General features: G+C 35.5%; 10 protein-coding genes and 1 pseudogene. 7 read left to right on the forward strand and 4 right to left on the reverse strand.

Annotation, left to right across the window (positions count from 1 at the left end; all coding sequences use genetic code 11):
* The first annotated feature begins 101 nt into the window (after positions 1-101).
* The 4 genes from CER22_RS04010 to CER22_RS04025 are packed head-to-tail and all read left to right on the forward strand — an operon-like array spanning position 102 to position 3,465.
* Positions 102-1,004 (forward strand): ABC transporter ATP-binding protein, encoded by a 903-nt coding sequence (locus CER22_RS04010; RefSeq protein ID WP_088608225.1) that lies wholly within the window; start codon positions 102-104, stop codon positions 1,002-1,004.
* Positions 1,001-1,735: an ABC transporter permease gene (locus CER22_RS04015; RefSeq protein ID WP_064470371.1), complete on the forward strand. Its 735-nt coding sequence runs from the start codon at positions 1,001-1,003 to the stop codon at positions 1,733-1,735. The genes CER22_RS04010 and CER22_RS04015 overlap by 4 nt, the downstream gene beginning before the upstream one ends.
* The gene (locus CER22_RS04020) at positions 1,736-2,866 is read left to right on the forward strand and encodes a sensor histidine kinase (protein WP_088608226.1); all 1,131 of its coding nucleotides are present in this window, start codon (positions 1,736-1,738) and stop codon (positions 2,864-2,866) included.
* Positions 2,863-3,465 (forward strand): response regulator transcription factor, encoded by a 603-nt coding sequence (locus tag CER22_RS04025; RefSeq protein WP_000619263.1) that lies wholly within the window; start codon positions 2,863-2,865, stop codon positions 3,463-3,465. The genes CER22_RS04020 and CER22_RS04025 overlap by 4 nt, the downstream gene beginning before the upstream one ends.
* Positions 3,466-3,496: 31 nt before the next feature.
* On the opposite strand, the pseudogene CER22_RS04030 reads toward CER22_RS04025, so the two are convergent.
* Positions 3,497-4,043, reverse strand: a pseudogene (locus CER22_RS04030) (M4 family metallopeptidase); the annotation flags it as partial.
* 168 nt (positions 4,044-4,211) lie between these two features.
* On the opposite strand from CER22_RS04030, the gene plcR reads away from it, so the two are divergent.
* Both plcR and CER22_RS04040 read left to right on the forward strand, forming a co-directional pair.
* Positions 4,212-5,069 (forward strand): transcriptional regulator PlcR, encoded by an 858-nt coding sequence (gene plcR / locus CER22_RS04035; protein ID WP_087985989.1) that lies wholly within the window; start codon positions 4,212-4,214, stop codon positions 5,067-5,069.
* Positions 5,070-5,156: 87 nt separating this feature from the next.
* Positions 5,157-5,303, forward strand: a complete 147-nt coding sequence (locus tag CER22_RS04040) for a quorum-sensing peptide PapR (RefSeq protein WP_000734732.1) — start codon at positions 5,157-5,159, stop codon at positions 5,301-5,303.
* Positions 5,304-5,319: 16 nt separating this feature from the next.
* On the opposite strand, the gene CER22_RS04045 is transcribed toward CER22_RS04040, so the two are convergent.
* From CER22_RS04045 to cls, 3 genes are all read right to left on the reverse strand, one after another.
* A complete protein-coding gene (locus tag CER22_RS04045) occupies positions 5,320-7,998 on the reverse strand; it encodes a DUF4084 domain-containing protein (protein ID WP_088608227.1) in 2,679 nt (892 codons plus the stop codon).
* 128 nt (positions 7,999-8,126) lie between these two features.
* Complete coding sequence (uvsE, locus tag CER22_RS04050) at positions 8,127-9,080, reverse strand: UV DNA damage repair endonuclease UvsE (protein ID WP_141542779.1); 954 nt, start codon at positions 9,078-9,080, stop codon at positions 8,127-8,129.
* A 32-nt stretch (positions 9,081-9,112) separates the two neighbouring features.
* On the reverse strand, positions 9,113-10,306 hold the full coding sequence (gene cls, locus CER22_RS04055) for a cardiolipin synthase (protein ID WP_088608228.1): 1,194 nt from the start codon (positions 10,304-10,306) through the stop codon (positions 9,113-9,115).
* Positions 10,307-10,659: 353 nt separating this feature from the next.
* Here cls and CER22_RS04060 point away from each other — a divergent pair, with 353 nt between their 5' ends.
* Positions 10,660-12,771 carry a heterodisulfide reductase-related iron-sulfur binding cluster gene (locus CER22_RS04060; protein WP_001086763.1) on the forward strand — a complete coding sequence of 704 codons (2,112 nt, stop codon included), beginning with the start codon at positions 10,660-10,662 and terminating at the stop codon, positions 12,769-12,771.
* Positions 12,772-12,777: the final 6 nt, after the last annotated feature.

A 12,777-nucleotide genomic window follows, 5' to 3' on the forward strand; every position in this document is an offset into this window, starting at 1 on the left:
AATACATGACAATTGTCATATCGATGTCATGACGCATCATACTGTTTCCTAAGTTTTCCAACACGTACAATGTAAATATAAGAAACAGCGGGGGTGGAGAGATGGAAAAGATTATAGAAGTAAATGGTGTTTCTAAAAAATTTAAATATAAAAAGGCAGTAAATAAGGTTTCATTTCATGTGAATAAAGGAGAAATAGTAGCACTACTTGGACCGAATGGTGCAGGGAAAACGACGACGATGTCGATGATGCTTGGATTAAAGGATCCGACGGAAGGAACTGTTTCTATATTTGGAAAGAGTCCCAAGCATAGAGATGTTCGTAATAGCCTCGGTGCGATGCTACAAGAAGTAAGTGTCATTGATAGCATTACAGTAGAAGAGGCAATTGAGTTATTCCGTAGTTATTATACGAATCCGGTAGCGAAAGAAACGTTGCTACAGTTATCAAATTTAGAATCGGAGCGAAAGCAAAGATGTGAGAAATTATCAGGTGGGCAAAAAAGAAGATTAAACTTTGCACTCGCACTTGCAGGAAATCCTGATTTGTTATTTTTAGATGAGCCGACAGTTGGAATGGATATTACGTCTCGAAGAACGTTTTGGGAAACAATTCGAAAGTTAGCAAGTGAAGGGAAAACAATTATTTTAACAACGCACTATTTAGAAGAAGCGGATGCATTGGCGAATCGCATTTTATTATTTGCGAATGGAAAGATTATCGCAGATGGTACACCAGATGAGATGAAGGCGACGATTTCGCGAAAAACAATCAAGTTTTATTCGAAGGAAAGTATTCCTGCAAAATTACTAAAAGAATTACCAAACGTAACCGAAGTACAGTCAAACGAAGGGCACTTCACTTTAACAACTGAAGATACAGATGAAACTTTAAAAGCAATTTATCAAAAGAACTTACCTGTAACAGATGTTTCAGTTGAACGTGGAAGTCTTGATGAAGCATTTGAACAGTTTATCGCAAATCAGGAGGAGGGAATCGCATGAGAGCTTTATGGATGCAATGCAAAATAGAAATTTTACGTACGTTTCGTAATAAATTGTTTATCTTTTTCTCATTACTAATGCCAGTTATGTTTTACTACATTTTCACAAATGTTATTCAAGTGCCACAAAACGGAGATGCTTGGAAAGCGCATTATTTAATCTCAATGGCGACTTTTAGTATTGTAGGGACGGCACTTTTTAGTTTCGGTGTAAGGATTTCTCAGGAAAAGGGGCAAGGGTGGACACATTTGTTAAAAATTACACCACTTCCAGAGGGGGCATATATAACAGCCAAAATCATCGCTCAAACTGTAGTGAATGCTTTTTCAATCTTAGTTATCTTTATCGCAGGAATATTAATTAATCATGTCGAGTTAACAGTAGGGCAATGGATTGGCGCTGGATTATGGTTGTTGTTAGGTGTAACACCATTTTTAGCGTTAGGAACAGTAATAGGTTCTATTAAAAAGGCAGATGCAGCAGCGGGTTTAGCGAATATTTTAAATATGAGTCTAGCTGTAATTGGTGGCCTATGGATGCCGATTGAAGTATTCCCAAAAATATTAAGAACGATTGGTGAATGGACACCAACATATCACTTCGGAAGCGGTGCATGGGATATTGTAGCTGGAAAATCAGTTGGTTGGGAAAATATCGCGGTACTAGGAGGTTATTTCCTTATATTTGTTGTAATATCAATATATATAAGAAAAAGACAGGAAGCGGTATAAATGATAGAGAAGAAGAGGATTGAGATTTTTCCGAAACAGATGGGTTTCTTCCCGTATATGTGGCTTGTGTATCTGTTATTTCCAATTTACCATCTAGCACAAGCATCGGGATGGAAGCTTGTAATGGGGAGTGGTATGTTGATACTTTTTGTTATCACATACCGTCAACTTTATTTTGTTAATAAGACTTTCGTTTTATGGGCATGTATGCAAATGATACTCACACTGCTATTTGCTTTTTATTATAATGCCTTCATGATATTCTTTGGTTTTTTCACAGCAAGTGCGATAGGGTTTGCGCCAAATAAGAAAGAGTTTCGAGTGTTGTTAAGTTTGTTAGCTGTAATGCTTGGAATGTTTATATTTGTAAATATGAATCAAATATCAACTACAAGTTTAGTGAATATTGTTCCGATGTTTATTTTAATGCTTATTACGCCATTTGGTATGCGCAACTTTAATCAAAAAAAGATGTTAAGAAATCAATTAAACGAAGCGAATGAGCAAATTAAAGACTTAGTAAAACGTGAAGAGCGGCAGCGGATTGCAAGAGATCTTCATGATACGTTAGGACATACGTTATCACTCATTACTTTAAAAAGTCAGCTCGTGGAGAAGTTAATTGTTAAAAATCCGGAGCGTGCAAGTGCGGAAGCGAAGGAAATTACACAAACATCTCGTACCGCTTTAAAGCAGCTAAGGGAATTAATCTCTGATATGCGTATGATTACAGTGGAAGAAGAGCTTGAGCAAATAAAAGCAATCTTACAAGCTGCTACTATTGAATTAGAAATAAAACAAGAAACGAGTGCAAGTTCGTTATCACCAATTGAACAAAATATTTTAGGAATGTGTTTACGTGAGGCTGTGACGAATGTTGTAAAGCATAGTAAAGCGACGCGTTGCACAGTTTCTGTACTAGAATCACAAGGTGAATTAATTTTGACAGTAGAAGATAATGGAGTTGGTTTAGCAGATCAAAACCATGATGGAAATGGCATTCGTGGTATGAAAGAGCGCATCGCTCTTATTGACGGGTTTGTTGAACTGGGCACAATCAATCCAGGGACACTATTGATAGTAAAAGTACCAGTTGTCATTAGAACAGGAAAAGATGAGGTGAGGGCATGATTCGAATTATTATTGCAGAAGATCAGCGGATGCTTCGTGGTGCATTAGGGGCCCTACTTGATCTAGAAGATGATATTGAAGTAATTGGGCAAGCTGCCAATGGGGAAGAGGCGTTAAAACTAATTGAATCGCTAAAACCTGATGTAAGCATTATGGATATTGAAATGCCAATTCAAAGCGGATTAGATGTTGCGGAAACGTTACAGAAAGAAAAATCAGCATGCAAAGTAATGATTTTAACAACATTTGCGCGCCCTGGATATTTTGAACGAGCAATGAAAGCTGGCGTGCACGGATATTTATTAAAAGATAGCCCAAGTGAAGATTTAGCTGCAGCGATTCGTAATGTAATGAAAGGAAAGCGAGAGATTTCTCAAGATTTGATGTTCGGCTTATGGCAGGAGCAAAATCCGTTATCAGATCGTGAAAAAGAAGTATTGCTACTTGCGAAAGAAGGAAAGACGGCAAATGAAATTGCGAAGGCGCTCTATCTTTCGCCTGGTACAGTACGTAATTATATTTCTGAAGTATTAACGAAGCTTGATGCGAAAAATAGAATTGAGGCAATTACAATTGCGGAAGAAAAGGGATGGATATGAAAAGAAGTTTACCTATGAGTGGTAAACTTCTTTTTTTCTTATAAACAAGTATTTCAATAGAGAGTTTCGTCGCAGTCGCATCGCTCAGAATTTGAAGTATATCGCGTAATTTAGATTTTACTTCATTTTTCGACAAAAAATTTGTTATAGTAAGATTAGGTTGTTGGTCTAAATTTTGGACAATTTTACCACTAACAGTTGTAATTACTCCATTTTTATCTACTTTTACAATAAAATCTTGGCAATATACTTTGTAATTTTTGTAAGTTTGTGCAAGGTGAACTTCGGTTTGATTTTCTTTTGTTTCTTTATTTGTAGGTTGGGAATCTACATTCATTTCAGTTGTCACTCACTCTTGTTGAGCTTTAGCCTCGTTTATCTCACCCTTTAAATACTTTTTCGCCATATATTTTTATATCATTTTGAGGTTGTGTTAATTTTTAAATCGTTAAACTAGGCTGAGCGATTTCAACTTTTACTTCATTTCTATCTAATTCTTGGGTGTGAATAGCTTCTGCTGATAAAGGATAAAGAAGACCGAATGTAACGAAAGCACGGGCAAATTTTCTATAATTTATCTATAAAATTACTAGTCTATTATATTATGTGAGATGGATTGTATGAAAAATTTGCCGAATTTTATATATATTATGCATTATTTCATATCAAAAATTGTCGAATTCACATTATTGTAGTGGTATGACAACTTAAAAAATTAGATTGTTATAATGGGATGGTGAGTAAGTATGCACGCAGAAAAACTAGGAAGTGAAATTAAGAAAATTAGGGTGATGAGAGGATTAACACAAAAGCAGTTATCCGATAACATATGTCATCAATCGGAAGTGAGTCGAATTGAATCGGGCGCGGTATACCCAAGTATGGATATATTGCAAGGCATTGCAGCGAAGTTACAAGTTCCCATTATTCACTTTTATGAGGTACTTATTTATTCTGATATTGAAAGAAAAAAACAGTTTAAAGATCAAGTCATTATGCTGTGTAAGCAAAAAAAATATAAAGAGATTTATAATAGAGTATGGAATGAGCTAAAAAAGGAAGAATATCATCCTGAATTCCAGCAGTTTCTTCAATGGCAATATCATGTAGCAGCTTACATATTGAAGAAAATCGATTACGAATATTGTATTTTAGAATTAAAAAAATTGTTAAACCAACAATTAGCTGGAATAGACGTATACCAAAATCTCTATATAGAGAATGCAATTGCAAATATTTATGCTGAAAATAATTATTTTAAGAAAAGTATTGAGTTATTTGAAGATATATTAAAACAATTAGAGACATTGCATGATAATGAAGAATTCGACGTGAAGGTAAGATATAATCATGCAAAAGCATTATACTTAGACGAGCAATATGAAGGGTCACTTTATCAAGTGAATAAAGCAATTGAAATATCATGCCGAATTAATAGTATGGCATTAATTGGACAGCTATATTATCAAAGAGGCGAATGCCTAGGAAAATTGGGGTATGATGAGGTAGAGATTGAAGATGCATATAAAAAGGCAAGTTTCTTTTTTGATATATTAGAAATGCATGCATATAAAGAAGCGCTCGCAGATAAAATCAGTAGATAGATAACCCAAAAAATGGATATGCATAATTGCATAGGATATGGATAAAATTTCATGATATATTAAAATAAAAAATGTGGGTGATGGAATATGAAGAAACTACTTATTGGTAGCCTATTAACGTTAGCAATGGCATGGGGTATTTCATTAGGTGATACAGCATTAGAGAAAAGCCAAGTAATTTCTCATAATGATCAAGAGGTACAATTAGCTGGAGATCTACCTTTTGAATATTAAAAAACAACCGTCTTACTTAGACGGTTGTTTTTTTGTGTAGTAACATCCAAACGTCTTTACTAGAAACAGGCTTGCTAATAAGGAATCCTTGAATGTGGTCACAGTTTTGTTCATATAAAAACTTCCATTGTTCTTCCGTCTCTACACCTTCTGCAATAACTTCTAAATTTAGTTCTTTAGATAGTGTAATGATGGAGGAGATAATCGCTTCCTCTAAAGGACTATTTGTAATTCCGCAAATAAACTCTCGAGCAATTTTTAATGTGTTGATTGGGTATTTTGTTAAATAAGCTAAAGAACTATAACCAGTTCCAAAGTCATCGATTGAAATTTGAATACCGAGATTTTGAAGCTGTTCTAGTTTGGAAATGACAGATTGATTTTGATTAATTGCGATACTTTCTGTGATTTCGATATCTAGTGCTTCTGATTTTAGTTCGGTTTCTTCTAACACTTTTGAAATAGTAGGGATTAAATCTGCATGGTTAAATTGAACAACAGATAAATTCACACCAACTTTTAAGTGAGAAAACCCTTGATTATGCCATCTTTTTGCCTCTAAGCAAGCCGTACGTAAAATCCAATTTCCAAGTTCAATAATAAATCCGGTTTCCTCCGCTAGAGGAATGAATTGGGCAGGAGACACGATGCCGAGTTTTGGGTGCTTCCAACGAATTAATGCTTCAAAACCGATAATTTGTTTTGTTTTCGTACTTACTTGTGGCTGATATTCAAGGAAAAATTCATTTTGTTGTAATGCTTTTGCAAGTTCGCCTTCTAAGAATTGAATTTCATTTTGGGCGATACTCATTTCTTTTGAGAAGAAAACAAATCTGTTTTTCCCATTTGCTTTCGCGCGATACATAGCCATATCGGCATTTTTCATTAATTCAGTAACATCGGTTCCGTAATCAGGATACATGGCAATACCGATACTCGGTGTAATAGATAGTTCTTCGTCTTTAATGAAGAATGGTTTGTTTAAAATGGTTAAAATTTGTTCAGCTATAAAAGCAGCACTTTTTTCTGAGTACATATCTGGTAATAGAATTGTAAACTCATCTCCGCCTTGGCGAGCAACGATATCCTTCGAACGCAAGCAACTGCGTAACCTTTTTGCTACTTCAATTAATAATAGGTCTCCGACGTCGTGACCAAGTCTATCGTTAATTTTTTTGAATCGATCTAAATCAAGGAACATGACGGCAACATCATTTGCGCTAGTTTGAGCTATATTTAAAATGTTCTTTAAATCTTTTTCAAACTTTCGGCGATTTGGTAATCCAGTCAGTGCATCATGAAAGGCTAAATGTTCTACTTGTTTTTGTTTTTCATATAAAGTTGTAATATCACGTGCTATGCCGAACATCCCAACAACTTCTTTGTTTATGAAAGTAGGGATGAGTGTAACGTGAAGGTAATAGTAATAGCCTTCTTTTTCTTTTGTGCGAACTTCTAAAGTTTGTGGTCTACCTTCTTTTGTTATTTGTAAAGCTTTCTTTAGTAGATCATGGTCTTTTGAGTCAATAAAGTGTAGAAGAGAATAGCTTTCTACTTCACAATAGTAGGCAGTAAATAAGCTTTCACAAGCTGTATTAGATTGTTGGAAAATACCATCCATATTTAAAGAGAAAACGGCATCAGGATGATCTTCGAATAATGATTTATAGCGTTGTTCACTCTTTGATAACGCAGATGCACCCTCTTCTACTTTGCCTTCTAGTTGTGTAGTCAACTGTTCATATGTATCGATTAGTGCTTGATTATCTTTCCACATGTAAAGTTGTCGTAGGAATAATAAGATGAGTGATAATACTAGACCGATTAGCATGAACTTATCATCCCAAGGTTGAATAAGAATAAAGGAAAAAGTAATGATTATACTGAAATAGGGTAATATAAAGCGCACATAATCAAATCGATAATACTTTGTTTTCGTTTCATGCTGCATTGGTTTGTCCAAAATGTATAGTATGGAAGATAAACCAATTAATAAAATTGAAGCAGTATGTACTAAATAAGAGACTTCAGAAGAAGTTTTCATCCCCATGTTTAGTTGGAACAGATGTATATACCCGTACACAAGTATGATAGTAAAACCGATAATTAATGAAATTCTGCTAGCAGAATATTGTTCTCGTCTATATAGGCTAATAACGGCGTAAATTACTAATGCTTGTGCAATAAAGTATCCAATTAAAACCCAGTGATCTGTTGTTAACATACGAAAGCTTGAGAGGTCCAAAATAAAAGTTAAGGTAAAATAAATATTCATAATAACAATAAAGATGCTATCGAATGAAAATTGAGCAAGGCCTCTAATAGAGTAATGTTTTATGAATTTGATAGCAAACCCAGAAAAGAGCAAAATATATTGTATGATGAAAAAGGGCAATGCCTTATATGAGAATATGACTTGATCATATATAGAAAGTGAATGAAGGAATAAAGTTATTTCCATAGTTAGTCCGCATATGCAAGTGCAGAGTAATAAAACCCAAAATAATTTATCACTACGCTTCATTTTCTTAATAGCTTTATATAAGCAATAGCAAGAAAAGAGTGCAGCAAAACAAAATAAGAAGAGAATTCCAATTTCTTTTATATTCAAGTCCTTAGGGATAAGAAATATCCAAAGGGAAAATATAATTATATACATCGTGACAAAGTGTACATATTTTTTTTGATTAATCATATTATGGCTCCGTTTCAATAAAGTTGAATCGCAGGTGGAAAATGCTAATTCCAATCATAGCATATACAATAGGTTGTTTTTTACTATAAAAATTACTTTTTTTGAAAAAAATAGCTCAACATTACAATTTACCATTGTAATGTTGAGCTATTTACTCTTTTTATCCCTCTTATAGAGGATAATTCATGTATTAATTGCAGCATTGCTAAATCTTTCTGTTTACTTTCAATCATAATATCGAAATTATGGTTGATTTTTTTTGCAATGTGTAAGAAAGGCTTAATAAACTCTAAATCAATATATTCAGAGTGAGCCCTAAATTCTTTTTTTGATTTAGGGGAGGAAATGTGAACTTTAGGAGGGACATTTGTATGTGACCAAGTTTCAAAAATTGCAGGGAGTAACACTTCTAGCGGTTCCTCGCAAAGGTTTGCCATGTGATGATGATAATCAAATACGAATGGAATCTTTTCTTTTTGGCAAATCGATAAAGTTTCAGCAGTTGTATATGTTTTATCATCATTTTCAAGCGTCATTTGCTCTTTTATATGTGCAGGAAGTTTTTTTATGTTTTCATGGAAACGTCCAACTGCTTGTTCTTTATTTCCATAGGCACCACCTACATGGATGTTAATATAAGAAGAATCTGCAATTCCTATTGCATCTAATACTTTATAATGATAGGCCATATCTGTAATAGCGTTAGTTGTAATATGTGGCTTGTCGCTTGTAAATAGCGTAAATTGATTTGGATGAAAACTTACTCGTAAATTGTGTTCTTTAATTAATGCCCCAATTTTACGCCAAAACGGTGTAAATGCACCGATATAATCAAACTCGACTTCGGGATGCGTTGCAAGTGGGACGATGGAAGAAGATAAGCGATATAATGGAATTTCATGCGCTATATTGTAATGAAGAATACGTATTGTATGCTCGAGATTTTGCCGTGTAACATCGTATAATTTATCTTCTCGTTCTTGTTTATTAAGCTTTTGAAAGCTTGTAAATGTCATCGTTTTAGCCGGAGAACAGTCCCAGAGTGCCATTGCATGTGAGACATATCCGAAACGCATAATCATAATGAATACATCTCCTTTATCCATTATCTTTCCTATAGAAAGAAAGCAAGTATCGTTCCTACCCATTCTTTTCCCCTATCAATAAGAGAATGCGGGCTAACATCTTTAAAGGAAAGTAATGACGCATTTTCTAGATCTTCATGGAATTTGTTTTTTACTGTTTGTATAAAATGTTTATCATATAAAAGGCAGTTGATTTCATGGTTAATATATAAACTTCTCATATCAAAGTTTGCAGTTCCAATATCACAAATATAATCATCGACTATAATAACTTTAGCGTGAAAAAAACCTTGTTGAAATGCGTAAATATTACACCCAGCTTGTATTAACTTTCGACAATATGGGAATTTTGCTTCGCGAACAAGGGCGTGATCCGCTTTTTCTGGAACGAGAACCGTGATTTGGACCCCACGTTTTCGCGCTTTTAATAATGCATTCATAATTTTCTTCCCAGGAATGAAATATGGTGTACCGATAAAGAGTTCTTTTTCCGCACTTTCGATTAAATGTAAAAATGTATTTTGCAAATAGGCACCATCAGTAGGGATAAAACGATGTAGAATGATTCCTGGTTGTTGCTTAGGAAAATAAAGAGGTGAATCTAATAAATTTTGGTTCGTATCGTCGAGCCAATCATGTAAAAATTGCTTTTGTAAATCTTGTATTCCTTCTCCTGTAAGGCGTAAATGATAATCGCGCCATAATCCTAATTTTTGATTATGCCCTAAATATTCTTCTCCAATATTAAACCCACCAATATAACCAATTTTCCCGTCAATAACTGTAATTTTTCTATGGTTTCTTTGATTTGCAGAAAAGAACGGAAAAGGAAATTTCACTTTATGACAAAATGAAAAAGAGACGCCGTGTTTTTGTAGGGAACGAATTGCCTCGTTTGATAAATAATGGCTTCCCAATCGATCGAGTAAAAGTCTTACTTCAATTCCTTCCTGTGCCTTATCGATAAGTAACTTTAAAAATTCACGACTGATTTTATCGTTTTTTACAATGAAGAATAAAACGTGCACATGGTGCCTTGCTTGTTGTATATCAGTAAATAAAGCATCATATAAATCTTGACCGTATGTATAAAGGTGAAAATTACTTTGACGTAAAGGGAAAGTACGAGAGCGCACACGCTTTAAATGAAGAATCCTCCCATATAAAAGGTCAATTGTAATCCAAAGAGTAACGCATATTAACAAGAGAGATAAGAAGAACATAAGTGAATTCCCTCCTTTGCATTCTTTTCGCCTTCATTTTACTGGCTGCCCGGAAAATCCCGATTGGCTTCACCTTATCCCATATTAAGGGGCGGTAAGCCTCCTACTTAAAAATTAGGCTTACTTAAAGGAATCAGGCGAGAGGAAACAACCCCCTACGGATTAAAGTTTCACTTTATAGTTTCACCGAAATAAACAGCTTTATTAAAAAATATGTTGTTGTATAACAAAAAACTGTTGACTGAATGCTCACTCATTATATAATGAAGACAGGGGATAAAATTCAGAAAATTATATGTTTTTGAAGATTCTAAAAAATAAAGAGAGCTTACAAAGAGAGGGGTAGCATAAAAATGAATAGCTTACTGATCATTAATTGGCTGGCTGCCATTGCTGTTATTGCTTATGCGGGATATTTGTTTGTGTATCTTATACGGACGAGGATGGCCTACATACAGTTAGGAAAAAAGATTGAATTTGACCGTCGTTTTAAAGAGCGTTGGGATCTCCTTAAGGTCAATGTTTTCGGTCAGAAAAAGCTGCTGAAAGATAAGAAGAGCGGCATTATTCACGTTATGTTCTTTTACGGATTTATTCTTGTCCAATTTGGAGCAATTGACTTCGTTTGGAAAGGACTCGCACCAGGATCACATCTTCCACTTGGACCACTATACCCTGCATTTACATTCTTCCAGGAAATTGTCACACTTGTTATTTTAATTGCAGTCTTTTGGGCTTTTCATAGACGTTATGTTGAGAAGCTAGTTCGTTTAAAACGTAATTTCAAATCAGGCCTTGTTCTTATCTTTATTGGTGGCTTAATGATTTCTGTGCTACTCGGTAATGGGATGGGAATTATATGGCACGGCGAGGAGCTTTCATGGAGTGAACCGATCGCTTCTGCAATCGCTTACGTTTTCTCGGGGATAAATGAAACCGCAGCCATTTCTGTGTTCTATTTCTCTTGGTGGGTGCATCTACTAATTTTGTTAACGTTTTTAGTGTATGTTCCACAATCAAAACACGCGCATTTAATTGCGGGACCAGTTAACGTTTTCTTCGGACGTCTTTCAAATCCAGGGAAACTTGAAAAGATTGACTTTGAAGATGAAACGCAAGAAACATTTGGTGTTGGTAAAATCGAAGACTTTAGACAAAATCAGCTTATTGATTTATACGCTTGCGTAGAGTGTGGTCGCTGTACAAATATGTGCCCGGCAACAGGGACAGGGAAAATGTTATCGCCGATGGATTTAATTTTAAAACTTCGCGATCATTTAACTGATAAAGGAGCAGCAGTGACATCAAAAGCACCGTGGGTTCCAGTAGTTGCTTTTAATAATACACAAGGAAATCAGTTAGCGATGATGGCAGCTGGGAAAGGGCAACAAGAATCAGCAGCTACAACGCTTGCTTACGATCCGAGTTTAATCGGAGATGTTATTACAGAGGAAGAGATTTGGGCTTGTACAACGTGCCGTAACTGTGAAGATCAGTGTCCGGTTATGAATGAGCATGTTGACAAAATCATTGATTTACGCCGCTATCTCGTTCTAACAGAAGGAAAGATGGACGCGGAAGCGCAGCGTGCGATGACAAATATCGAGCGTCAAGGGAATCCGTGGGGACTGAACCGTAAAGAGCGTGAAACTTGGCGCCAAGGTGATGATGAAGTAACGGTTCCAACTGTAAAAGAAAAATCGAAAGCTGGCGAGGAGTTCGAATATTTATTCTGGGTTGGTTCAATGGGATCATATGATAATCGTAGTCAGAAGATTGCGATATCGTTTGCGAAGTTAATGAACGAAGCAGGTATTTCATTCGCGATACTTGGTAATAAAGAAAAGAATTCTGGAGATACACCGCGACGTCTTGGAAATGAATTTGTCTTCCAAGAGATGGCGACAAAGAATATCGAGGAATTTGAAAAAGCAGGAGTGAAGAAAATCGTTACGATTGATCCTCACGCTTATAACACATTTAAAAATGAGTATCCAGACTTTGGCTTGCAAGCAGAAGTCTATCATCATACAGAATTGTTAGCTCAGTGGGTGAAGGAAGGACGCTTAAAACCTGTTCACGCTATTGAGGAAACAGTTACGTACCATGATTCCTGTTACTTAGGAAGATACAACGAAGTATACGAAGCGCCACGCGATATTTTGAAAGCAATTCCTGGTGTGAATCTTGTAGAAATGGCACGTAACCGTGAAACCGGAATGTGCTGTGGCGCAGGTGGTGGCTTAATGTGGATGGAAGAGACAGCAGGTTCACGTATTAACGTTGCTCGTACAGAACAAGCACTAGCTGTGCAACCATCCATTATCGGTACAGGTTGTCCATATTGCTTAACGATGATTAGCGATGGGACGAAAGCGAAAGAAGTAGAAGAGAAGGTTCAAACTCTTGATGTAACAGAGATTTTAGAACGCTCTGTTATCGGACAGAAGAAAGAAGCGATGTAATCTGCA

Source organism: Bacillus sp. K2I17 (assembly GCF_002209985.1).
Lineage (GTDB): Bacteria > Bacillota > Bacilli > Bacillales > Bacillaceae_G > Bacillus_A > Bacillus_A wiedmannii.

Excerpts from the sequence above, each read along its gene's own strand:
- CER22_RS04010 (WP_088608225.1), top strand. The coding sequence starts at position 102 with ATGGAAAAGATTATAGAAGTAAATGGTGTTTCTAAAAAATTTAAATAT.
- CER22_RS04015 (WP_064470371.1), top strand. The coding sequence starts at position 1,001 with ATGAGAGCTTTATGGATGCAATGCAAAATAGAAATTTTACGTACGTTT.
- CER22_RS04020 (WP_088608226.1), top strand. The coding sequence starts at position 1,736 with ATGATAGAGAAGAAGAGGATTGAGATTTTTCCGAAACAGATGGGTTTC.
- CER22_RS04025 (WP_000619263.1), top strand. The coding sequence starts at position 2,863 with ATGATTCGAATTATTATTGCAGAAGATCAGCGGATGCTTCGTGGTGCA.
- plcR (WP_087985989.1), top strand. The coding sequence starts at position 4,212 with ATGCACGCAGAAAAACTAGGAAGTGAAATTAAGAAAATTAGGGTGATG.
- CER22_RS04040 (WP_000734732.1), top strand. The coding sequence starts at position 5,157 with ATGAAGAAACTACTTATTGGTAGCCTATTAACGTTAGCAATGGCATGG.
- CER22_RS04045 (WP_088608227.1), bottom strand. The coding sequence starts at position 7,998 with ATGATTAATCAAAAAAAATATGTACACTTTGTCACGATGTATATAATT.
- uvsE (WP_141542779.1), bottom strand. The coding sequence starts at position 9,080 with ATGATTATGCGTTTCGGATATGTCTCACATGCAATGGCACTCTGGGAC.
- cls (WP_088608228.1), bottom strand. The coding sequence starts at position 10,306 with ATGTTCTTCTTATCTCTCTTGTTAATATGCGTTACTCTTTGGATTACA.
- CER22_RS04060 (WP_001086763.1), top strand. The coding sequence starts at position 10,660 with ATGAATAGCTTACTGATCATTAATTGGCTGGCTGCCATTGCTGTTATT.